The sequence below is a fragment of the Brevibacillus brevis genome (genome assembly GCF_022026395.1).
Classification (GTDB): domain Bacteria; phylum Bacillota; class Bacilli; order Brevibacillales; family Brevibacillaceae; genus Brevibacillus.
Map to the genome: position 1 here is coordinate 2,685,476 of NZ_CP041767.1, position 23,382 is coordinate 2,708,857.

The window sequence follows — 23,382 nt, forward strand, 5'->3', positions numbered from 1 at the left end:
GTCATCTCTGGTAAGATAAGTGTTTGAACGATTCAAAAAAGGCAGGTATTGCGACGATGATAAGCACTCAGAACGTGACGCTGCGCTACGGCAAGCGCGCACTGTTTGAAGATGTATCCATTAAGTTTACCCCAGGTAACTGTTACGGCCTCATCGGTGCGAACGGTGCAGGGAAGTCTACCTTCGTGAAGATCCTCTCCGGAGAGATCGAGCCGACGAGCGGTCACGTTTCGGTGACACCGGGCGAGCGTATCGCTGTATTAAAGCAGAACCACTTTGAATTCGACGAGTACGAAGTGTTAAAAACGGTTATTATGGGCCACAAGCGCCTGTTCGAGATCATGGAAGAGAAGACCGCTCTTTACATGAAAGAAGATTTCTCCGAGGAAGACGGCAATCGCGCGTCCCAGCTTGAGGGAGAATTCGAAGAGCTGAACGGCTGGATGGCCGAAGCAGATGCAGCTAGCTTGCTGATCGGCCTCGGTATCCCGACAGACCTGCACGACAAGCAGATGAAGGACCTCTCTGGTACGGAGAAGGTACGCGTTCTGTTGGCGCAAGCGCTGTTCGGTAATCCACACATCCTGCTCTTGGATGAGCCGACGAACCACTTGGACATCGAGTCAATTCGTTGGTTGGAAAACTTCCTGGCGGATTATGAGAACACCGTCATCGTTGTATCCCATGACCGTCACTTCCTGAACAAGGTATGTACGCACATTGCGGATATTGACTTTGGCAAAATCCAAATGTACGTAGGTAACTACGACTTCTGGTACGAATCCAGCCAATTGGCGCTGAAAATGGTTCGTGATCAGAATAAGAAGAAAGAAGAAAAAATGAAGGAACTGCAAGAGTTTATTGCGCGTTTCTCTGCGAATGCTTCCAAGTCAAAGCAGGCGACCTCGCGTAAAAAGCTGTTGGAGAAAATTACGTTGGAAGACATTCGTCCTTCCAGCCGTAAGTATCCGTTCATCAACTTCAAGCCAGAGCGTGAAGCGGGTAAAAACCTCGTAGCGATTGAAGGCTTGAGCAAGACGATTGAAGGCGAAAAACTGTTTGAAAACCTTCACCTCACCATCAACAAAGGGGACAAAGTTGCGTTTGTCGGACCAAATGAGCTGGCGAAAACAACCTTCTTCCAAATTTTGATGGGCGAAGTTCAGCCTGATAGCGGTTCTTTCGAATGGGGCGTTACGACTTCCCAAGCGTACTTCCCAAAAGACAATGCGGAGTACTTTAACTCTGACTTGAGTCTGGTTGACTGGCTGCGCCAATACTCCAAAGATCAAGACGAGACATTCATTCGTGGATTCCTTGGTCGCATGCTGTTCTCTGGAGATGAAGCGCTGAAAAAGGCAAACGTACTGTCTGGGGGAGAAAAGGTTCGTTGCATGCTGTCCAAGATGATGCTGGCGAGCGCCAATGTATTGATCATGGACGAACCGACGAACCACTTGGATTTGGAATCCATTACTGCATTGAACAACGGCTTGATTGAGTTCGACGGTACACTTCTGTTCGTATCTCATGACCACCAGTTCGTCCAAACGATTGCGAACCGGATTATTGAGTTCACGCCGAAGGGTGTCATTGATAAAATGATGACGTATGACGAATACCTGGAGAGCGATGAAATCAAACGCCTGCGTGACGAGCATTACGCGTAAGCTGCCTACGACATATAAAAAGCCCTTGGCTTCGCACAAATCGTGCAGAAGTCATGGGCTTTTTCTCATGTGACGGGGTCTTCCACGAACTCGATTTTGTTAAGAAACGCTTCCTTGCTCGAGAAAATAACACGCTCTTTTCGTGGGGAAGTAAAGAACACCACGATATACTGGTCATCGATATATTCTACCGTGCCGCGTTTCTTTGGTCTTTGTATCGTCTTCACGGGTTTATTCAACCACTCGTTCATCTGCTGTTCCTCCTACCTGACTTTCCCATTCATTATACCAAGTTTAATGACGATGCCCAATGACATGTGCAGTTATGGCGATGCGAAGCAGCATTTGATCGTGCCCGTTTTCCGCATTCAATCCGGTCCACTCGCGGATGAGCTGAATGCGGTATTTGATTGTATTTTTATGGACATACAAACGACGCGCGGCTTCGGCGTAATTACCATCGGCTTGCAAAAACACTTGCAAGGTTTGTAAGAGCTGTCCGTTTTTTTCTCGATCATAGCTTTGGATTTTACCCAGACATTCTTTTGCAAAGGCTTGGGCTTCTGTCGCAGGATCGACTGCGTACATGATTCGCTCAAGTCCCAAGTCGTGGTAGCTTTTGACGCGAAAAGAAGCGACGTTGGCTGGGCTTGCCGAATGTAATGCGGTTTGCAAGCTGACTACTGCTTCCCGATAACTGCGAACGATGCCTTCCCGTTCAGGATGATATCGCCCAATTCCTGCAAAGACGGGCTGATCCAATTGCTTGGTGAACGTCTGTAAGCACTGTTCTTGCAGCCATTGCGAGAGCGATTCAGTGGGTGCATGGTTAGATTTCGGCACGAGCAAGAGGACACGATTTTCCTGATCCAATCCATACAGAATCGCTCCATTGGAAGAAAAAAAGCTGTGAAACGCGTTCAGAAGATGATGATTTTCTTGCCAAAGTTCCATGCCGGTCTTGTCATGAGGGGAGGTGCTTAGGATCATCGCGACATAGTGATCGGACAACTCCCAGCCGACTTCATCCGCCTTTCGCATGAGCATTTCGTGTGAGACGATCTGCCCACTGATGAGTTGTTGCAAAAAATCATTGCGAAAACGTTGGAATGTTTCCTGGATGGCTCGTTGTCGCTGCATTTCAAGGGACAAGAGGGCAGCACTTTGCTCGATGGCGACTTTTTCCCACGCGTATAGATCACGCTCCCGCTGTCCAATGATGATGGTTCCCTGCACGATTTGGTCGTGGAGAAGCCACCGGACATGGATTCCCTCTTTTTGTTTGCTAAGCGGCTCTTGTGTTAGTCGGATCGGGGCGCGTTGACCGTACCGCTTGTCCAATGAATCATCGCGTGGGATCGAACCAAACGAGGAATCCCATTTCCATTTATGCTGGGGGACATGGATGGAGACAGGAGCAGCAAGGATATCGGACAGTAAATCTGTCAATGTAGAAATCGGAGCTCCTCCCGTCAAAAAGTGATGGAACCGTTCATAAATGGCATGGGTTCTGTCCAGCTCGATGCGCTGTTTGTCATTGATGTACTGAACGACTGGCACGATAACATCTGACCAAGCTTTTTCCATCGGAAAGGACAGGATGGGAAATGCTTTTTTCGTAGCGTGGGAGAGAACGGCTTCAGGAAGATTCTCGATGTATCGACCTAATTTGATGGCAAGCCCAGGTGTGCCGATGGCGACTAGCTCATCGATGAGTGTTATCAGTCGTTTTGTACATGTTTTTTGCTGAGAGAGGAATGGGAAGCCTGTCGTCAGAACGAATTCACCAGATCGCAACCACCTATGGCCATCGGGAGAATCAAAGGAAGTAACATTCAACAGCTCATTTTCTAAAGAGTCCGCGCCTGCAAGCACTGACGATTCATCAAAGCCACCAACTTGTATGAGCTCACGGACAGTAATCATTACGCTCACCATGCCTTCTTCATCTTTTGGCTACTCGCACAAAACCCCGTTCCGTTTTCTGGCCATGTGAACAAAGGAAATATTTGAATTTTTAGATAATACTAATGTACATGTCCAGGATGTGTACAGGCAATGGGACAAATCGAGCAAACTGGGGGGAGTCGTATGAAAGCGAGAGATTGGCTAGGGGTACTGCCATTCATTGGGATGCTGGGAGGAATTCCGTTTGTGAATCGGGTTGAGCCTTACGTATTAGGCATGCCGTTTGTCCTGTTTTGGATTGTTCTCTGGGTAGTCTTAACTTCCGTCATCATGGCATTCCTCAACAAAATCGATCCTGCTACGAAGGAGGATGGCCAATGAATATCGCCTTGATCATTATTTTTGCCTTTTTATTGCTATCCTTCTATTCCGGTATTCGTGCGCAACAAGGGAAAGACATGAATATGGAACAATGGACCGTTGGCGGCAGAGGATTCGGTTCGATCTTTATTTTCTTGCTGGTAGCAGGCGAAATTTATACGACATTCACCTTTTTGGGGGGCAGTGGTTGGGCGTACTCCAAAGGGGCACCTTCTTACTACGTTCTCTCTTATATTTCCCTCGCCTATGTCATTTCCTACTGGCTCTTGCCGCCGATTTGGCAGTATGCCAAAGAGCACAAGCTCGTCTCCCAATCCGATTTTTTTGTAAGCAAGTACAAGAGTCCGATACTCGGCATTTTGGTCGCAGCAGTCGGAGTCATTGCGATTATTCCGTATCTCGTCCTCCAATTCAAAGGGCTGGGGATCATCGTATCGGAAGCATCCTATGGCTCGATTTCGCCTGCTGCTGCGATATGGATCGGGGTCATTGTTGTGACCATTTACGTCATGATCTCAGGAATTCACGGTTCGGCTTGGACGGCGGCGATCAAGGACATCATGATTTTCTTTGTCGTCGTTTTCCTCGGGCTTTATCTTCCGTTTCATTACTACGGGGGCATCCAGCCAATGTTTGAAGCCGTACAAGACTCCAATCCTGGTTTCTTGACGTTCCCTGAGGAGGGTTTAAGCATTTCCTGGTACATTTCGACGGTGCTGGTAACGGTGTTCGGCTTTTACATGTGGCCGCATACGTTCGGCTCTGTGTTTTCTGCGAAAAATGCGAATGTGTTCCGCAAAAATACGATTATGCTGCCGCTCTATACCTTGATGCTTTTGTTTGTGTTTTTTGTCGGCTTTACGGCGATCCTGCAAGTCCCCGGTTTAAAAGGGGCGGACGGTGATTTGTCCTTGCTTCGTCTGTCGTTGCAAACATTCGATCCGTGGGTAGTCGGGATCATTGGAGCAGCAGGCTTGCTAACGGCACTCGTACCAGGCTCGATGCTATTGATGACAGGGGCGACGCTTTTGGCGAAAAATGTGTACAAAGTTATGGCTCCGCACACATCTGACGTACAAATCGCCCGGATTGCCAAATGGTTGGTGCCTGTCATCTCGTTGATCTCGCTGTATTTTGCACTGAGTGGGGGAGATACGCTCGTTACGTTGCTATTAATGGGCTACAGCTTGGTCACACAGTTGTTTCCAGCCTTGCTTTTTAGTCTTCCTGCCAAGCCGTGGGTGAATAAATACGGAGCGTTTGCCGGAATTTTATGTGGGGTGTCAACCGTTGCGTATGTGACTATTTTCCAAGTGACGATTGCGACCCTGTTCCCAAATTGGCCAGCCGTTGTTAAAGACTTAAACATTGGTGTCGTGGCATTACTAGTCAATCTTGTCGTGATGTTTACTGTGACGTTTGTGACGAGGAATCTTTTTGCACTGAATCGTCATGCCGCAAAGACAGAAGGGACACCAACTCTTTAATACTAATCCTTTAAAGGAGGCAGTTATATGGCAGATACTGTTTTTATCAACGGACAGGTGATCACGGTAGATCAAGAGAATCGGGTGGCGGCGGCGGTGGCAGTCAGAGGGAATCGCATTCTTGCTGTCGGGTCTAATGAAGATGTGAAGCAGTTGATTCAATCACATACAAACGTCATTGATTTGCAAGGGAAAAGTCTATTGCCCGGCTTCATCGATGCCCACCTGCATATTACGATATACGGTACGAACAAGCTGGGGGTTGATTGCAAAGCGAGAGGGATCAGGTCAATTGATGATCTGCTCACTGCACTGAAAGAACAAGCGGAAAAAACACCCAGAGGGGAATGGGTGAGGGCATGTGGTTTCGATGAAAATCTCATGCAAGAGCAACGCTATCCGACACTCGCCGAGCTGGATGAAGTGACGACAGCACATCCCGTTTTTGTCATGAGGACGTGCGCTCATCACTCTGTCGTAAACAGCAGAGCGCTTGCCATTGCAGGTTACGACAGAGACACAGCCGATCCACAAGGTGGACGCATTGAGCGTGATGCAGATGGTGAGCTAACCGGATTCCTCATCGAAACGGCACATATGAACATGTTTGAAAAAGCTGCTTTTACAGAAGCCGAGTATATCGAAGGTCTGCGATTGGCTTCGAAAGACTTTGTTGCTGCGGGCATTACGAGTGTCCATGATGCGGGAGGATACGGTCCAGAGAACTATCGGGCAATGCAAAAAGCGGTACAGAAAGGTGACGTAAAAGTTCGCATCTACGCAATGGTTTGTGCGCTGAATCAATCGGATGATTTTGTCCGCAGGATGATCGATGCGGGAATGGTAACGGGTACGGGGAATGCTCGCTTCCGTATCGGACCTGCGAAGGTTTTTACCGATGGGGCAAGCATTGCGCCCACGATGGCCATGCGTGAACCGTTCACCAGCCGACCAGATGATTACGGAATTCTCTACTATGAACAGGACGAGTTGAATACCATTTTGGGAGAGGCACATGCAAAAGGTTTTCAAATTACCGCTCATGCCCAGGGAGATCGAGCGATTGACATGCTGCTGACAAGCTTTGAAACGGCATTAGAAGCCCATCCGCGCGAGAACCACCGACATCGGATTGAGCATGCGGGTGTATCTGCGCCTGATCTGTTGGCGAGAATGGCTCGGCTAGGTGTCGTACCCATTCCGAATCCTGCTTTTATCTATGATTACGGCGATTCGTATGTAAAAAATATCGGAGAGCGTGTCGGACATATGTTTCCGGCGAGGGATCAGGTAGACGCGGGGATCATTGCGGCAGGCGCATCGGATAGTCCCGTGACTGATTTCAACCCGCTGATCGGGATTCATGCTGCTGTTAATCGGTTGAGTAAAACAGGTCAGGATGTGGGGATCAATCAAAGGGTCAGCATCATGGAGGCGATTCGCATGTTTACTTGGAACGGAGCGTACGCCAGCTTTGAGGAGGGGATCAAAGGGAGTATTGAAGTCGGGAAGCTGGCTGATCTCGTGGTGCTGGACGGCGATATTTTGGCAACGCGGGCAGATCGCATCAAAGAGCTGCGCGTAGACAAAACGATGATAGATGGAGAGTTCGTCTATCATCGCCAAGATGAGGAGGTTCTACAAGCATGAACGTAAAAGCGAGAAAGCTTGCGATCAATGAAGAACGCCTGCAAAAACGAATCGAGCAATTGGCGCAAATCGGGAAAATAGGTGAGACGGGTGTATGTCGACTCGCTTTGTCCGCTGAAGACCGGGCAGGCGTAGAGCTGGTGCGTAGCTGGATGGAAGAAGCCGGTCTTCAGACCCGGATCGATGACTTCGGCAATTTGATTGGCCGGATGATGGGGAAGGATGAGCAAGCCCCGATTCTGATGATTGGCTCTCATATCGATTCGCAGCCATACGGTGGACAGTACGATGGTGTGATCGGCGTATTGGGGGGACTGGAGGTCGTCCAGACGTTGAATGAACAAGGAATCATGCCCACACAACCTATTGAAGTCGTTGCGTTTTGTGACGAGGAAGGGTGCCGGTTTCAAAAAGGACTGTTTGGCTCCAAAGGCATTCTCGGCATGCTGGACCCGACAGACTTGGAGCGGACGGACAAAAACGGGATTACACGCAGGCAGGCACTGGTTGATTTTGGCTGCGATCCTGATCGCCTGGAAGCGTCTATTTATCCAAAAGGCAGCATTGGTGCTTATCTCGAACTGCATATTGAGCAGGGGCCAATTCTCGATGATGCCAAAGAAGCGATTGGAATCGTGTCGGCGATATCGGGGCCTTTGTGGTGGACGGTCGAGCTGACTGGCTTTGCCGGGCATGCTGGTTCCGTACCGATGCCGATGAGAAAGGATGCACTGGTCGGAGCGGCAAAAGTAATTTTGGCAGTAAACGAGTTGGCAAAGCTCGATCCACAAGCGCCGACAGTTGGTACAGTCGGTCATTTGGAGGTTTTCCCGGATTCGCGTAACATCATTCCCGAGCGGGTGCGTTTTTCGATTGATTTGCGCGACATTGATTTGCAGCGACGCGATGAGCGCGAACAAGCGTTGCGCGAGGCGATTGAGCTAGCCGCCGTAGAAGGCGGATTGCAATATACCATTACGGAAGATACGAATAGTGACCCGCGTTACTGTGCCGACTGGATAAAGGCAATCATGCATGAGGAGAGCAGCAAGCTCGGTGCCTCTGTGCGCGAACTGATGAGTGGTCCTTTCCATGACGCTTTGGCGCTCTCCTACGTCTGTGATTACGGGATGATTTTTGTCCGCTGCAAGGACGGTATCAGTCATAATCCAAAAGAATACGCAGCCTATGAAGACGTGGCGCTGGGAACAGAGTTGCTTTACAAAACCGTATTGCGGATGAGCACCAACCAATAAAAGAGAGGGTCGCCCGTCTAAGCGGATAGGCGACTTTTTTCATACAGTCTATGACGAGACTTTACAGACTGTTTTTGATATATTTTATTCTTAGAGGTTCTTATCACGTCTGAGGAAGGAAGAATGGCATGAAAATGCGTGTTTCCGCTGTGCAGTACCATCTGCATACCATACATAGCTTTGAAGACTTCGCCAATCAAGTTGAGCACTACGTGAAAAACGCGCAAGAGTACGACACAGAATTTCTCCTTTTCCCGGAGCTGTTTACGACTCAACTCTTGTCAATCGGAGACGAACAGGGCCATGCGCTGCCGATTACGGCATTGCCATCGTTCACGGCCCGTTATGTCGAGCTGTTTCGTTCCCTCGCTGCCAAATATGAGATGCATCTGATTGGTGGAACGCACATCATCGAAGAAAACGGCAAGCTTTACAATACGGCTTTTCTGTTCTACCCGGATGGACGTGTAGGCCAGCAGAAAAAAATCCATATCACGCCATGGGAAGTAAAAGGCTGGAACATGGGGGCTGGCGACTCGCTGCAAATCTTTGAGACCGACAAAGGGAAGGTCGCGATGATTATTTGCTACGACATCGAGTTCCCTGAGTGGGTGCGCATCGCCAAAGCACGGGGTGCAGACGTCATTTTCTGCCCGTCTTGCACGGATGATCGCCATGCGTTCCACCGCGTACGTTATACCAGTCATGCCCGGACGATTGAAAATCAAGTGTATGTGGTGCTGACTGGAACAGTAGGCTCGCTGCCGACAGTTGATTTCATGCGAGCGAACTTTGGACAAGCGGCGATCTTGACACCAAACGATGTGCCGTTCCCTCCGCGAGGCATTCTTGCTGAAGGGGAAATCAACCACGACATGATGGTAACCGCTGACCTGGATATTCAATTGCTATACGACGTGCGGGAAAAAGGTTCTGTCACAACCTGGCGCGACCGCCGCACCGATTTGTATACAGACTGGAAGTAAGCAACCCATCGTGATCAGGACAGCAGGAGGATGAATATGTACAGAAAAGAGCTGTATGTATTTGAAGGGAACAAGCCACGCAGAGCCGTCATACGCAACTACAATCGGGCAGACTTCTTCGAATTGATCCAAATACAGGCGGAGAGCTTTCCTCCGCCATTCCCGTCTGAGCTATGGTGGAATCAGGAGCAGCTGACGAACCATATTACGCTGTTCCCGGAAGGTGCCATTTGTGTAGAAGTGGATGGCGTTTTGGCAGGTTCGATGACAGGGTTGCTCGTGAAGTTTGATCCCGCTCAACCCGAGCATAAGTGGGAGGATGTCACGGATAGCGGTTATATCCGTAATCATGATCCGCAAGGGGACACGTTGTACATCGTAGATATTTGCATTCGCCCGAGCTTCCGCAAGCTGGGATTGGGCCAACAGATGATGCAAGCGATGTATGAGCTGGTGGTACAAAAGAAACTGCGCAGATTGCTCGGCGGAGGTCGCATGCCAGGATATGGTCGTTATGCAGACCAATGGTCGCCTGAGCAGTATTTAGAGCGTGTTCTGACAGGGGAAGTAAGAGACCCGGTGATTACATTTCTCATGCGCTGTGGTCGCACGCCTGTTCAGGTCGTATCGAATTATTTGGAAGATGAGGAATCTCGCAACTACGCGACACTCATGGAATGGAAAAATCCATTTCAGCAGCATCTGTAGGGCGTTTATCCGACATAATCGATCGAGAGGGGATTCGACTGATGGAATTCGTACGTATTCAACATATTGACAATCCGCTGTTTGCGAAGATGCACCGTTTGATGCAAGAGGTTTTTCCGCCTGAGGAAGTATTGGCGTACGATCTGTGGAAAGAACCACTGGAAGATCCGGGCATTCGTGTATTTGTAGCTGTACACGAAGGAGAAGTTGTGGGCGCTACCGAATACCGTTATTACACGGACATGAACGTAGCCATGACAGATTTTACGATCATTGGTCGCGAAGGACTCGGAGTAGGACGATTCCTCGCTAGAGAGCGTCAAAAGGACCTGCTCGCGATGGCTGCTGAAAACGGCAAGGAGTTGTACGGGATGTTTGCCGAAATCTACGACCCGTACCGTGTGGAAGAACACAGCTTTGGCGGAATTAAGCCCATGGACCCATTTGTACGCCGTGAAGTGCTCTCTCATCTGGGCTACAAACGTACGAACTTTACCTACGTACATCCATCCTGGCAAAATGACGGCGAAGCGGTATCCGGACTCGATCTGGGTTTCATGCCGACAAACGAAGAGCAAACGACGCTCGAAGCCGAACTGATCGTCACGTTCTTGAAGCGTTATTACGCTGTGCTTCCACAAAAGCCACAGGCATGGCTCGATATGGTGAAAGACTTGGAGAGCAAAGAAACGGTGGAACTGCTCCCCATCTAATCGAAAGACAACAAGAACCAACTCCCTGTGGAGCTATGTTCACGGCTCCATGGGAGTTTTTCGTAGTAGGCTAGTCAGATTATTACGAAAAAAACAGACCATATGGAGAGGGACATAAAATGAAAATCATCACCCTATGTGGGTCTACCAAATTCAAAAAGGAATTTGAGCAGGCGAATACGTATTTGACTCTCCAAGGAAACATCGTAATGAGTGTTGCCTTTTTCGAGCAGAGTGAGGGCTTTGCAATATCACAGGAGCAAGCAGTTTTACTCACAGACATTCACTTTCGAAAAATCGACTTGTCCGACGAGATATTTGTCATCGATGTAGAGGGCTATATCGGGAACAGTACAAGACAAGAAATTGCGTATGCGAAAGAACAAGGAAAGCCCGTTCATTATTACTCCAAGAGTGGGATCAACGATAAAGTGATTGCCGCATTCTTTCTCTAACCAGAAACAACAGAGGTGAAACAGGTGAAAGCTCAAAATCTAGCATCGATCTTCCTTTACATAGCCGTCATCTTTCACTTGCTGGGCATGAGCGGCTGGACTTCTGCCAAGCTGGCACAACCGATTGAGCTGGCCATTCTCGCGCTGATGCTCCTGTCCATTTTCGTTTTACGGAAAAAGAAACGAAAAAAGCGTCGGGCAAGAAGGCCAGCACCAGAAGTAGCCGTTCTGCTTGAGCAAGCCGAGGAAGGAGAGCCAGGCAAATGATTCACGACATCCACATGCAGGCGATTCTGGACGCTTCTCACGACGGGATTATCGCGGTCGATCGGGATTCCATGATTATCGGGGTCAATAAAAACGCGATGGAAATACTCGGTCTGCCAAGCAATATCGTTGGACAAAAAATTACCCGTTATATCCCCAATTCAGATATGTTGAGGATTTTGGCAACAGGAAAAAAAGAGATTGGGGACATTGCGACGATTCTGAATCGACAAATTATCATTAACCGTTTGCCGATTGTCGTGGAGGGTGAAATCGTGGGTGCTGTGTCTACTTTTAAAGAGATTACCGACATTCAAAAAATGGAGATGCGCATTCGCAAGCAGAGCATGGAAAGCGGCTTGGAAGCCAAATTCCGCCTGGAGGATATCGTGGGAGAGTCTTCTGCGATCCGGGAAGCGAAGGAATGGGCGGAAACATTTGCGCGGACAGATGCGACAGTTCTCATACAGGGGGAGACTGGGACAGGCAAGGAGCTGTTTGCCCAAGGGATTCATTTGAGCAGCCAGCGTGCAACCGGACCGTTCATCCCGGTTAACTGTGCGGCACTCCCTGGCAATTTATTGGAGAGCGAGTTGTTTGGATACGAGGAAGGAGCTTTTACAGGCGCACGAAAAGGCGGAAAGCCCGGGCTGTTTGAATTGGCCCACGGAGGCACTCTGTTTCTCGATGAAATCGGTGAGTTGTCAATCCCGATCCAAGCATTGCTCTTGCGTATCTTGCAAGAGAAAAAAGTGCGCAGAATCAGCGGGGAGCGCATCGTCCCGGTCGATGTGAGAGTCATCGCGGCAACGAATCGGGATTTGGAACGGCTGGTAGAAGAAAACCAGTTTCGATCAGACTTGTACTTCCGATTGAACGTGTTGACGCTTGAGTTACCTGCTTTGCGAGAGCGAATTGAAGATATTCCGCTATTGGTGGCGTCGATTATGGAAGAAATCAAGGAACGGGAAAATAAAAGGCATTTGAAAGTAGAAGAGGCCGTTTTTCACGTTTTCAAACAATATGACTGGCCAGGCAATGTACGAGAGTTGCGCAACGTGGTGGAAAGAATGGTCTTGCTTTGCAAGGACGACGCACTTGGCAAGAAGGACACAGCTTTTTTTGCCAAGAAGCTGTATCAGCGACAATCTTACCGAGACCAAGAAGAGGGAGAAGCAGAAGTCATCCGAAAGGTGTTGGCGGAGACAAAGGGAAACAAGGGGGAGGCGGCGAAAATTTTGGGAATGGATCGGTCCACCCTGTGGAGAAAAATGAAGCGCTACGAAAGGTCGTAGAAATTGATGCAAGTGCAACATCAGCGATGCATGTTTGCAACAGAGTAAGCACCGTTAATTGCATAATTAACAGAAAATTAAAAACACATTCATTTGGCATGGTAGTTGCTTATTTATGGGGATCACAACATAACGACTTTTACGAAGAGGCGAGGGGAGAGCATGACACCACAACCGATTATTCGTGTAAAAAATGTCTCGTTTGCCTATCAGGTTAACCAAGATCAACAAATTCCTGTCCTGCAAAATGTCTCCCTAGAAGTGTTTCCAGGAGAATATGTCGCCATTATCGGTCATAATGGGTCCGGTAAGTCAACGCTGTCTAAGCATCTCGATGGAATTTTGACTCCAAAGGAAGGTGACGTCATCGTTAACGGCATCAACACGCGTGAAAAACAGCGCATCCATGAAGTGAGGAGCCGTGTCGGGATGGTTTTTCAGCATCCGGACAATCAGATTGTCGCGACGATTGTAGAGGACGATGTGGCTTTCGGATTGGAGAACATCGGGACATCGGCGGAAGAGATGAAAACACGAGTGGATTTTGCCTTAGAGGCAGTAGGAATGAGTGCATTTCGCCATCGCCCGCCTCATCATTTGTCTGGCGGACAAAAGCAGCGGATCGCCATTGCGGGTATATTGGCGATGAAGCCCCAAGTCCTTGTCATGGATGAAGCGACGAGTATGCTGGACAGCTACGGTAGACAGGATATTTTGGCAGTCGTTCGCAAGCTGCATCGCGAAGGAATGACGATTGTCACAGTGACCCATCACATGTCAGAGGTAGCAGAAGCAGATCGCGTCATCGTGATGGAGGGCGGCAAGATCGTATTGGAGGGGACTCCACGAGAAGTATTTTCCCATCAGGAAAGACTTCGCGAACTCCATCTGGATGTTCCAGACGCGAGCCGAATCGCTCATCTCGTCCACTCCGAATATAGCGAATTTACCCCTGATCTCATCCACAATGAGGAAGTTGTTGCGGAGGTTAATCGTCTATACGTCAGACAAGCGGAGGCGAGTGGTTCATGACGCAACCGATCGTAAACGTAGAAAATCTTTCTCATGTCTATATGCAGGGAACACCTCTCGAACATCGGGCTCTCGATCAGGTAAGCATCCAGGTGGCAGAGGGCGAATGCTTGGCCATTATCGGTCATACCGGATCGGGAAAATCGACGTTAATCCAGCATTTTAACGGTCTGATTCGCCCGCAGTCCGGTACGGTCATCATCAATGGAATGGACGTATCTTCACCCAAAATCGATATTCGTACATTGCGCAGACAAGTAGGGCTCGTTTTTCAAAATCCGGAGGATCAACTGTTCGAAAAACTGGTCGGTGATGATGTAGCCTATGGCCCTTTTCGGATGGGGCTGCCTTTAGAGGAAGTGCGGCGACGTGTTCAGTGGGCGATGGACTTGGTCGGCCTCTCGTTTCAGGAGATGAAAGATCGTCCGACATTTGCCCTAAGTGGAGGGCAGAAGCGCAAGGTGGCGATGGCTGGTGTCCTTTCCTTGCAACCCAAGGTTCTCGTGCTTGATGAGCCAACTGCCGGGTTGGACCCGCGCTCTCGTCTTGAGCTATTGGAACGCATCCGCAGTCTCAATCGGGAAGAAAAGCTAACGGTTATTTTCGTCTCACACAATATGGAAGAGGTCGCCAAGCTTGCAGATCGTGTCTACGTTATGGCAAACGGCCAATCAGTCTGCGAAGGGACACCACGACAAATTTTTAGCAATCAGGAATTGCTGCGACAGCATCACATCGGCACACCGGAATCAGTCGATATTTTATACAGGCTCCGTGAGCATGGCTACAGCATCGATCCTAGCGCTTTTTTACCCGAAGAGACAGCGATGGAAATTTTGAAACTGTTGAACCGCTAAGGAGGGGGTCCACATGTCAGCAGAATTTGAATTGACGCGAAATATTACGATCGGTCAATATTTGCCCACTGCTTCGGTCGTTCATCGTCTCGATCCTCGTTTCAAGCTTGGTGCTTTCGTCATTCTCATCTTAGCGATTGCCATCTGCGATACATATGTGGGCAATCTGTTTGCTTTAGCCATTTGTATCTGGATGTTTCAAATCTCGAAGATCCCTCTGCATTACGGCATATCCGGGATCAAGCCCGCTATCCCCTTTATCATTATATTGGCGATCATGCAGTTGCTTTTTTACGGGGAGGTTGTCAATGGCGGAACGGTTTATTTGAAATACGGCTTCATCACGATCACGAGTGAGAGTGTACGCCTCGTCATTGTGTCTGCCATGCGCTTTGTAGAAGTGATCTTCTTATCGAGTGTCCTCACGCTCAGCACTTCTACGACGGAACTCACGCACGGCATGGAGCGACTGCTGGGGCCTTTGGAAAAAGTGAAGTTTCCCGTTCACGCGTTTGCATTGATCATTACGATTGCTGTGCGCTTTGTACCTACCTTCGCGATGGAAATGGAAAAAATGATGAAAGCACAAGCGTCTCGCGGTGCAGACTTCGGTACAGGAGAATGGTGGCGGATTATCCAGAGAACAAAAGATATGTTTCCTATCATTATCCCGCTGTTTAATGTGGCGCTCTCCAGAGCTGAAGATTTGATTTTGGCAATGGAAGCCAGATGCTACACACCAGGTGCCGCACGGACCAGATACACCCAGTACAAGGCAGTAGGCAAGGATTACGTCGCGCTGATCGCAAGCATAGTCATTTCTGCCGCCATGCTCGCCATACCTTGGTAAGGAAGACTAGCGGGAACTCGCCCGAGTAGGGCATTCCACATAAAACTCGTAAAAGGAGGAGTATGCATGGAAAAAGGCTTGACCGTTCGCAAGATTGTCATTGCAGGCGTTTTGGGGGCGATCGCGATTTTGCTCGGGGTGACTCGTCTCGGCTATATTCCGGTTCCGACAGCAGCGGGCAATGCCACTATTATGCACATCCCGGCAGTTATCGGGGGCATAATGGAGGGCTGGGGCGTTGGTATGATCATTGGCCTTATATTTGGAGTCTCTTCTTTCTTAAATGCCACCGTCCCGCTGTTTAAAGACCCTCTTGTCGCCATCCTGCCACGGTTGTTCATCGGCGTGACTGCTTACTTGACCTATGTTGGTTTGAAAAACGTCAATCAGTACTTGGCGATTGGTGCCGCTGGTTTTATCGGGGCGATGACAAACACGATCCTGGTACTGGGCATGGCCGTTATTCGAGGCTACATGACGCTTGGTGTAGCGACAACAGTCGCAATCACGAGCGGCTTGCCAGAAGCAATTGTTTCTGTCATTGTGACATTGGCAGTCGTGGCGGCCTGGAAGAAGTTAGGCTCAGCGGGCAGGCAAAAATCAAAAATTTCAGGAGACTTATAATGACCGGAACGATAGTTGACGTACCCGGCGTTCTTGTCGGGCATGCACAAAACGAAGAAACATTAACGGGATGCAGTGTGATTATGCTGGAAAAGCCGTCTGTCTGCGGCGTGGATGTCCGGGGTTCAGCCCCGGGCACTCGTGAGACGGATCTCTTGGACCCGCTCAATCTGGTGAGTGTCGTCCATGCAATTTGCCTTTCGGGTGGTAGTGCATACGGCTTGGATGCTGCCTCAGGTGTCATGCAGTATTTGGAGGAACAAGGCATCGGGCTAGATGTTGGCTATGGCGTCGTTCCTATCGTTCCAGCAGCAGTCTTGTTCGACCTGGCTGTAGGCGACTATCGGGTTCGTCCAGATCGTCATATGGGCTATGAGGCAGCACAGGCAGCAAGCCGTGAGACAGTAGCACAAGGAAACGTCGGTGCTGGTACAGGTGCGTCAGTAGGCAAGCTAAATGGATTTGAGAATGCGATGAAGAGCGGGGTGGGCACAGCTTCCGTGATTCTACCGAAAGGACTCGTCATAGGCGCAATCGTTGCTGTAAATGCAGTCGGTCATGTCGTAGATCCACAGTCAGGGACGATCATAGCCGGACCGAGAGATGAACAGGGTACCATTCGGGATAGCGTGGAGATGATGCGCCAGCAAGCTTTTGCCCCAATCCCTCCAGGTACGAACACGACAATTGCCGTAGTCGCGAGCAATGCCCGCTTGTCCAAAGCAGAAGCAAACAAAGTTGCGCAAATGGCTCATGACGGGCTTGCCCGTACGATCCGTCCGATTCACACCATGTACGATGGCGATACGATCTTTGCTGTAGCAACAGGCGAAGTAGAGGTGAGTGTAGACCTGGTGGGCGCGTTGTCCGCAGATGTGCTGGCAGAAGCCGTCGTCCAAGCGGTTAAGCAAGCTGAGGAAGCAGGGGGGCTGCCATCTTATCGCAGTTACTTCCAGGAATAGGTGTAACAAAATTGGATGCAGAGGAGAGGGTTGGCGGATGAATCAGGTAATATCCTTTGTTGACGAGCAGGAAGTTGTACGCCTTACGCAGGAGCTGGTAAGAATTCCGAGTGTATTTCGCCCTGATCAGGCAGGAGCGAATGAAGAGCGGGTCGCGCTATTTGTCGCCGATTATCTTCGCAATATGGGTTTGCAGGTCTTCTATGAGGAGGTTGTTCCGGGCAGGCCGAATGTCATCGCTTTTTACGATTCGGGTAGACCTGGCAAAACGCTTTTGTTCGAAGCCCATACAGATGTCGTAACAGAAGGGGACCGGGATGCTTGGAGCTATGACCCTTTTGGCGGGACAATATCTGGTGGGCGTATCTACGGGCGTGGCTCCTGTGACACAAAAGGAAATCTGGCAGCTGCGATATGTGCCGTCAAAGCAATCCAACGATCCAAACAGTCTTTTACAGGAAAAATCCTCCTGTGCATCCCTTGCGATGAGGAGAGCATGATGATCGGGATCAAAGATTTCATCCGCCGTGGCTGGGCCAACAACGTTGATGCTGCGATCATCTGCGAACCGGAAGAAAATCAGCTCTGCATCACGCAAAAAGGAGCCATGCGAGCGATTCTTCGTACGTTTGGCAAAATGGCGCATGGTGCCATGCCACTGACAGGAATCAATCCAAACACAAGGATGGCACGCGCCATAGTCGCATTAGAAGAGCTGGAGCGCAAGGAAATGGCTCGTCTGGGAGAGCACCCGATGTTGGGGTGGCCGAGTATCACTCCGACGATTTTGCAGGCACCGGTCAAAGGAGACGCCCAGATCAACGTCGTACCCGATCAATGCATGACCACGCTTGATATTCGCACGGTACCCGGGCAGGACCACCAGGCGCTGTATAAAGAAATCAGTGAGATATTAGAAGGATTAAGCAAAGAAGATGACAAGTTCAAAGCCACCTTGGAAGTCATCGAAGAGCGCCCATGGACGTTGACTGGCATGAAGGAAGAAGTCGTGACTGCTGTCGCTAGCGCGTATCGGGAAATTACCAAAAAAGAACCCGTTTATAATGGCGTCCCAGGTGCGACAGATGGTACCTTCCTGCACAAGGCCGGCATACCGATTTTGACGACAGGCGCAGGCGATCGTCACATCCCTCACCATGCAGATGAGTACGTAGCCATTGACCAATTGGTGGAATCCACCCAACTTTTTGCCTTGTCAGCGTTGACGTTTTTGACGCAGCCAGTTCGAGCTTGATCGCCCTATAAAAGAACTCTGCTTATGGTAGCGGCAGAGTCTTTTTATTCTCGAAAAAGAAGTTTTCATAGTAAAAACTTGCAGAATCCATCTAATTTTTTTTACAATAGGCTTGTTACATAAGCGAAAAGGAGGCGCGTGCCCATGAATATGCGTTGGAAATTGGATGTCTTGTATTCCTCGTTTGATGCACCAGAATGGAAACAAGATTGGGAGAAGTTAGTACGTGAAACAGAAGAGATCAAAAGCTGGGCAGCGCAAAACTTGCAATCTTCAGAAGATGCAGTAGCGAAAATGGAGAAATACATCACCATGATGACCTCTGTCCTGCAAACGCAATTTCGTTTGTACGCCTACGGAGAGTTGACTGCTAGCGTGGATGCCAAGAATGAAGCAGCACTGCTCGCAATTGAAAAAGTACAGAATCAGGCTGTTGAATTGGTTGAACCGGGCGTACAATTCCAAAAATGGTTAGGATCGTTGAGCAACCTGGACGAGTTGATCAGCCAATCGGAGCTGTTAGAGACACATCGCTTTATGTTGACAGAAATGTCAGACAAGAGCAAATATATGCTGAGCGAAAAAGAAGAAATCGTTCTGGCAAAAATGAAAAATACAGGGTCAAATGCATGGACAAAGCTCCATGAAATGCTGACTTCCACATTACTGGTAGACATTACAGTCGATGGGGAGCACAAACAGCTTCCATTGCCAGTAGTACGAAACATGGCGAACGAAAAAGATCCGCAGCTTCGTAAAACGGCATATGAGGCGGAACTTGCCGCTTACAAAAAAATTGATGAGGCTGCAGCTGCCAGCTTGAATGGAATTAAGGGTGAGGTTATTACCGTAGCGAAGCTCAGAGGCTATGAATCGCCGCTGGATAAGACGTTGCAAGACTCCCGCATGGACCGCGAGACGCTCGAAGCGATGCTTCAGGCGATGCGTGAGAGCCTTCCATCCTTCCATCAATACTTCCGTACAAAGGCGAAGTTGCTCGGTCATGAGAGCGCTCAGTTGCCGTTTTATGATTTGTTTGCGCCAGTTGGTGAGGCAGACATGCGGTTCTCGTATGAGAAATCCCGCGACTTCATCGTGAAGCACTTTGGTAGCTTTAGCGAAAAGCTCGCCAACTATGCAGCACGAGCTTATGACAATCAGTGGATTGATGCAGAGATTCGAGAAGGCAAACGTGGAGGGGCATTCTGTTACAACCTGCACATCGTAGGGGAGAGCAGAATTATGTCCAACTACACAGGCAGCTACAGCGATGTGAGCACAATGGCACATGAATTGGGACATGGTTATCACGGAGAATGTCTCGTAAACGAAGCATTCTTGAATAGCGAATACCCAATGCCAATCGCCGAGACTGCGTCCATTTTGTGCGAAACCATCATTGCCAATGCAGCGCTGGAACAAGCGACAGCCGAGGAAGCATTTGCGATTTTGGAAAATGATATCAGCGGGGCAAGTCAGGTGATCGTCGATATTTATAGCCGTTACTTGTTCGAGACTGCTGTATTTGAGCGCAGAACAGAAGGTGCCTTGTCTGTTTCCACGCTGAACGAACTGATGCTGCAAGCGCAAAAGGACGCGTACGGAGATGGTTTGGATCCGGCGGCCCTACACCCTTACATGTGGGTATGCAAACCGCACTATTATAGCGCGGATTACAATTTCTACAACTTCCCGTATGCTTTTGGGCTCTTGTTCGCAAAAGGCCTGTACGCAGAGTATCTCAAGCGCGGGGAGGCTTTTGTTGAGCAGTACGACAAGCTCTTGTCAGTAACGGGCAAAATGAGCGTTGCGGACGTTGCAGCTATCATGGATGTTGACGTACGCTCAGTTGATTTCTGGCGGAATTCTCTCTCTTTGGTTGCAAAAGATATCGACAAATTCGTTGAGCTCGCATCTGCTCGCCTGAACTAAACAGGAAGAACGTCCGCTATGTCATGAGCGGACGTTTTTTATTTATGATACAAAGCGTTTTTGTGCGCATAGGGAACAGAGGGGAAGGAGAAAGTAAGAAAAAACAGATGAGGTGATTACGTGGTAAACGGATTGCAGTTACTCGACCTATTACGGGAAACGGAGAACAAGATGCTGCATTTACATAGAGCCATCGACAGAGTAAGCAGCGAGCCGGATTTCAAGGAATCTGTCAGTGTTCTTACCGTAGTCGTTCGCGATTATCAACTCCAACTCGACAAAATGAAGCAAGCGTTGGGCAAAATCGAAATCGGAGGGCAACAACAACAGAATCAGCAGGCCCATAATAACGAAATACATTAAGCACAAAAAAGACAAACAGCCCTCGACCTGCTGTAAAAGCAGAGAGGGCTGTTGTTTGCTTATTTGTGTAGGAAAGCTTACTGGAAATTAGCGTAACGCTTCACGCCGTAAAACGGGTAGAGCTTATGCATGTATTCGACTTTGCCATAACGAACATCTTCGCCATTCGCATGCACGATTGCCCCATTACCCAGATAGATCGCTACGTGAGACACGCGTCCTTTGCCAAGCGAATCGTAGAACAAGAGGTCACCAGGCTGTGCTTGATCCAATGATACTTCTTGACCACCACGGAATTGATCTTCAGAAGTGCGCGGAAGTGTAACCCCAAGCTGCTCAAAAACGTATGAAGTAAAGCCACTACAATCAAAGCCATTCGGAGTAGTTCCGCCTAAGACGTATGGTGTATTAAGCAATGGTTCAAAAATTTCCTTCAAACGACCCAGATCTTCTGCATTTACCTCGGCAGGCAGCGAAACGGTAGAAGTGAGGTTTGGACTTAGGAACTCTGTAGAAACGTATGCTTCACGATCTTCGAATTCGATTTTCGTCCATTCACTACCCGTCTCTACGACTTCTACAATAGAACCGAATCGTAGCTTGCCTAATACTTTTGCGTCAGTCGAAGGCTTTTTACGAACATTCAGCACGTCACCAGTGACGCGGGCTTTTTCACCAGCTGTTAGTTCTTTAGACTCAGTGGTAGCGTTATCATTCTGATTGACAGCTACATCGGAAGGAGTGTCAGTCGCAATGGAGCCAGAAGTGTTTTCACCATGAATAGACAATGTTTGTCCAATTGACAATCTATCATCATTCAGTTGGTTCCATTGAATGAGTTGTTCCACTGATACTTGATGCTCGCGAGCGATTTTGCTCAGCGTATCACCTGCTGATACCACATATGCCGATGAGGAAGCATGGGCAGCAGTAGGCAGCAGAGTGAAGAGGGCGAGGAAGGTGAGTAGCCTCGAAGTCTTTTTCATGTCATCGTCTCCACCAATCTACTAAAATCTGCATATCTAGCTAAAATTCTATCGGATTTTGCTTGGTAAATCTATGAAAAAAATAATCTTTATTTTATTTTTTAAAAACTATTGCATCACGAGATAGGATCGTGCTATATTACAGAAGTCGCCGCGAGATGGAGACAAAAACCACATGGAGCTGTGGTGAAGTTGGAGTTCACGCCGGTCTGTCACACCGGAGGTCGCGGGTTCGAGTCCCGTCAGCTCCGCCATTCTTTTACGAGAATGTGCGAATTTAATAGTTTTTCTAATGTGCCGGTATAGCTCAATTGGTAGAGCACCTGACTTGTAATCAGGGGGTTGTGGGTTCAAGTCCTATTGCCGGCACCATTTTTATGCGGTCGTGGCGGAATTGGCAGACGCGCTAGATTCAGGTTCTAGTGGTGGCAACACCGTGGAGGTTCAAGTCCTCTCGACCGCACCATATGGCAAACAACAGGTTCGTACATTAGCTGATGAAGCTAATGACGAGCCTTTTTATTTTTCTTGCATGTTGAATCCTCCTCCATTTTCCATTACAATCACATTATGATAATGAATCTCATTTTCACTATCGTTTTTGATGATTCATAAACAAACAAGAAAGACAGTGGAGGGGTAGTTGTGGGAGAAAAGTTGGAGCTGTTTGATGTAACCATTATCGGCGGTGGCCCTGCGGGGATGTACGCTGCCTTTTATAGCGGAATGCGCGATATGAAGACAAAACTCATTGAAGCGAAAGAAGAACTCGGTGGACGAATGTTGATCTATCCAGAAAAAATGATCTGGGATGTAGGCGGTGTACCACCACAGTTATGTGAAAAGCTAATTGCCAATCTGGTACAACAAGCAAAGACGTTTGATCCTACCATCGTCTTAGGTGAGGCGATCATTGGATTAGAGCCACAAGAAGATGGAACTTACATACTCGTTGCAAAATCGGGGAGACGACATTGGACCCGCACGATCATATTGGCTTTGGGTCGAGGTATTTTGAAGATGGCAAAGCTGGAGATCGAAGGAGCCGAGCGCTACGAGGTGACAAATCTTCATTATACGGTGCAGGAACTGGAGCCATTCCGTGGGAAGCATGTCCTCATCTCAGGGGGCGGGGACTCCGCGGTCGATTGGGCAAATGAACTGGTACAAATCGCAGCATCCGTCACTATCGTGCATCGCCGAGATGTATTTGGAGGACATGAGCGGAATGTAAAGCGCATGAAAGAGTCCTCTGCGATCGTTCGTACGCCATATGCGGTCACGCAATTGCAAAGCTCAGACAAAGAAACGATCGATAAAGTGACGATACGTCATCTGGAGACAGACGAGACAGAGCAAATCGATGTAGACGCCATTATTGTCAATCACGGATTGAAGGCCGATTTCACTGGAATTAACGAGTGGGGCTTGGACATGGATGAGTGGAACGTGTTTGTCAGTCCTCGTCTGGCAACGAATCTGCCAGGGATTTTTGCGGCGGGAGATTTTGCTAGCTTTGACAGCAAGATTACGCTGATTGCGGGAGCATTCACCGATGCGGCTGTGGCTGTAAATAGTGCCAAATTGCATATTGACCCGGTAGCAGACCGAATGGCGTACGTTTCTTCTCATAACCAGCGCTTTAAAGAAAAGAACAAAGCCCTTGGGGTTATCGATGAGGACGACGAGTAGAATTGATGTAGGACAAAAAGCCCAACATTTGCAGGTTGATCGTCGCTTTTCCC

The 23,382-nt window shown here is 48.8% G+C and carries 23 protein-coding genes and 3 tRNA genes; 23 read left to right on the forward strand and 3 right to left on the reverse strand.

Translation table 11 applies throughout. The features are described from left to right. Window positions 1–56: 56 nt before the first annotated feature. Window positions 57–1,670: an ABC-F family ATP-binding cassette domain-containing protein gene (locus FO446_RS13330; RefSeq protein WP_047069488.1), complete on the forward strand. Its 1,614-nt coding sequence runs from the start codon at window positions 57–59 to the stop codon at window positions 1,668–1,670. Window positions 1,671–1,735: 65 nt separating this feature from the next. On the opposite strand, the gene FO446_RS13335 is transcribed toward FO446_RS13330, so the two are convergent. Together FO446_RS13335 and FO446_RS13340 are read right to left on the reverse strand one after the other, a co-directional pair. Next, entirely contained in the window at window positions 1,736–1,921 is a 186-nt protein-coding gene (locus tag FO446_RS13335; RefSeq protein ID WP_048032716.1) for a hypothetical protein, read from the reverse strand. Between the two features lie 43 nt (window positions 1,922–1,964). After that, a complete protein-coding gene (locus FO446_RS13340; protein ID WP_237900821.1) occupies window positions 1,965–3,608 on the reverse strand; it encodes a PucR family transcriptional regulator in 1,644 nt (547 codons plus the stop codon). Between the two features lie 153 nt (window positions 3,609–3,761). Between FO446_RS13340 and FO446_RS13345 the strand changes: the two genes are divergently transcribed. The 18 genes from FO446_RS13345 to FO446_RS13430 all read left to right on the forward strand — a co-directional run bounded on the left by FO446_RS13345 (window position 3,762) and on the right by FO446_RS13430 (window position 20,651). After that, entirely contained in the window at window positions 3,762–3,959 is a 198-nt protein-coding gene (locus tag FO446_RS13345) for a DUF3311 domain-containing protein (RefSeq protein WP_026043050.1), read from the forward strand. After that, on the forward strand, window positions 3,956–5,446 hold the full coding sequence (locus FO446_RS13350; RefSeq protein ID WP_237900823.1) for a sodium:solute symporter family protein: 1,491 nt from the start codon (window positions 3,956–3,958) through the stop codon (window positions 5,444–5,446). The genes FO446_RS13345 and FO446_RS13350 overlap by 4 nt, the downstream gene beginning before the upstream one ends. A 27-nt stretch (window positions 5,447–5,473) precedes the next feature. Next, window positions 5,474–7,096: an amidohydrolase gene (locus FO446_RS13355; RefSeq protein WP_221867070.1), complete on the forward strand. Its 1,623-nt coding sequence runs from the start codon at window positions 5,474–5,476 to the stop codon at window positions 7,094–7,096. Then, entirely contained in the window at window positions 7,093–8,352 is a 1,260-nt protein-coding gene (locus FO446_RS13360; RefSeq protein ID WP_237900826.1) for a M20 family metallo-hydrolase, read from the forward strand. Before FO446_RS13355 ends, FO446_RS13360 begins: the two co-directional genes overlap by 4 nt. Before the next feature lie 128 nt (window positions 8,353–8,480). Further along, window positions 8,481–9,338 (forward strand): carbon-nitrogen hydrolase family protein, encoded by an 858-nt coding sequence (locus FO446_RS13365; RefSeq protein ID WP_237900828.1) that lies wholly within the window; start codon window positions 8,481–8,483, stop codon window positions 9,336–9,338. 36 nt (window positions 9,339–9,374) lie between these two features. Then, the gene (locus FO446_RS13370) at window positions 9,375–10,046 is read left to right on the forward strand and encodes a GNAT family N-acetyltransferase (protein WP_237900830.1); all 672 of its coding nucleotides are present in this window, start codon (window positions 9,375–9,377) and stop codon (window positions 10,044–10,046) included. 41 nt (window positions 10,047–10,087) lie between these two features. Next, window positions 10,088–10,759: a GNAT family N-acetyltransferase gene (locus tag FO446_RS13375; RefSeq protein WP_237900832.1), complete on the forward strand. Its 672-nt coding sequence runs from the start codon at window positions 10,088–10,090 to the stop codon at window positions 10,757–10,759. Between the two features lie 119 nt (window positions 10,760–10,878). Continuing rightward, the gene (locus tag FO446_RS13380) at window positions 10,879–11,214 is read left to right on the forward strand and encodes a DUF4406 domain-containing protein (protein WP_173609427.1); all 336 of its coding nucleotides are present in this window, start codon (window positions 10,879–10,881) and stop codon (window positions 11,212–11,214) included. A gap of 24 nt (window positions 11,215–11,238) precedes the next feature. Beyond that, the gene (locus FO446_RS13385; RefSeq protein WP_173609426.1) at window positions 11,239–11,481 is read left to right on the forward strand and encodes a hypothetical protein; all 243 of its coding nucleotides are present in this window, start codon (window positions 11,239–11,241) and stop codon (window positions 11,479–11,481) included. Next, window positions 11,478–12,776 carry a sigma-54 interaction domain-containing protein gene (locus tag FO446_RS13390; protein ID WP_173609425.1) on the forward strand — a complete coding sequence of 433 codons (1,299 nt, stop codon included), beginning with the start codon at window positions 11,478–11,480 and terminating at the stop codon, window positions 12,774–12,776. Before FO446_RS13385 ends, FO446_RS13390 begins: the two co-directional genes overlap by 4 nt. 162 nt (window positions 12,777–12,938) lie before the next feature. Continuing rightward, entirely contained in the window at window positions 12,939–13,808 is an 870-nt protein-coding gene (locus tag FO446_RS13395) for an energy-coupling factor transporter ATPase (protein ID WP_237900834.1), read from the forward strand. Beyond that, window positions 13,805–14,665 carry an energy-coupling factor transporter ATPase gene (locus FO446_RS13400; protein ID WP_237900836.1) on the forward strand — a complete coding sequence of 287 codons (861 nt, stop codon included), beginning with the start codon at window positions 13,805–13,807 and terminating at the stop codon, window positions 14,663–14,665. Before FO446_RS13395 ends, FO446_RS13400 begins: the two co-directional genes overlap by 4 nt. A 13-nt stretch (window positions 14,666–14,678) precedes the next feature. Further along, window positions 14,679–15,515 carry an energy-coupling factor transporter transmembrane component T family protein gene (locus FO446_RS13405; RefSeq protein WP_173609422.1) on the forward strand — a complete coding sequence of 279 codons (837 nt, stop codon included), beginning with the start codon at window positions 14,679–14,681 and terminating at the stop codon, window positions 15,513–15,515. Window positions 15,516–15,581: 66 nt separating this feature from the next. Next, window positions 15,582–16,139: an ECF transporter S component gene (locus FO446_RS13410; RefSeq protein WP_056493023.1), complete on the forward strand. Its 558-nt coding sequence runs from the start codon at window positions 15,582–15,584 to the stop codon at window positions 16,137–16,139. Next, window positions 16,139–17,101, forward strand: coding sequence for a P1 family peptidase (locus tag FO446_RS13415; RefSeq protein ID WP_221867066.1), 963 nt, complete (start codon window positions 16,139–16,141; stop codon window positions 17,099–17,101). Before FO446_RS13410 ends, FO446_RS13415 begins: the two co-directional genes overlap by 1 nt. 37 nt (window positions 17,102–17,138) lie before the next feature. Then, window positions 17,139–18,356: a M20 family metallopeptidase gene (locus FO446_RS13420; RefSeq protein WP_173609420.1), complete on the forward strand. Its 1,218-nt coding sequence runs from the start codon at window positions 17,139–17,141 to the stop codon at window positions 18,354–18,356. Window positions 18,357–18,500: 144 nt separating this feature from the next. Next, window positions 18,501–20,288 carry a M3 family oligoendopeptidase gene (locus tag FO446_RS13425; RefSeq protein ID WP_237900838.1) on the forward strand — a complete coding sequence of 596 codons (1,788 nt, stop codon included), beginning with the start codon at window positions 18,501–18,503 and terminating at the stop codon, window positions 20,286–20,288. 120 nt (window positions 20,289–20,408) lie between these two features. Then, on the forward strand, window positions 20,409–20,651 hold the full coding sequence (locus tag FO446_RS13430; RefSeq protein WP_173609418.1) for a hypothetical protein: 243 nt from the start codon (window positions 20,409–20,411) through the stop codon (window positions 20,649–20,651). A 77-nt stretch (window positions 20,652–20,728) separates the two neighbouring features. Here FO446_RS13430 and FO446_RS13435 read toward each other — a convergent pair whose 3' ends face one another. Next, complete coding sequence (locus FO446_RS13435; RefSeq protein ID WP_173609417.1) at window positions 20,729–21,637, reverse strand: C40 family peptidase; 909 nt, start codon at window positions 21,635–21,637, stop codon at window positions 20,729–20,731. Between the two features lie 177 nt (window positions 21,638–21,814). Between FO446_RS13435 and FO446_RS13440 the strand changes: the two genes are divergently transcribed. The 4 genes from FO446_RS13440 (at window position 21,815) to FO446_RS13455 (ending at window position 23,329) form a co-directional block, all read left to right on the forward strand. After that, window positions 21,815–21,891 (forward strand) — tRNA-Asp (locus tag FO446_RS13440). Between the two features lie 42 nt (window positions 21,892–21,933). Then, window positions 21,934–22,009, forward strand: a tRNA-Thr gene (locus FO446_RS13445). Window positions 22,010–22,016: 7 nt separating this feature from the next. Then, a tRNA-Leu gene (locus FO446_RS13450) sits at window positions 22,017–22,103 on the forward strand. A gap of 179 nt (window positions 22,104–22,282) precedes the next feature. Further along, window positions 22,283–23,329, forward strand: a complete 1,047-nt coding sequence (locus tag FO446_RS13455) for an NAD(P)/FAD-dependent oxidoreductase (protein WP_173609416.1) — start codon at window positions 22,283–22,285, stop codon at window positions 23,327–23,329. Window positions 23,330–23,382 lie beyond the last annotated feature (53 nt).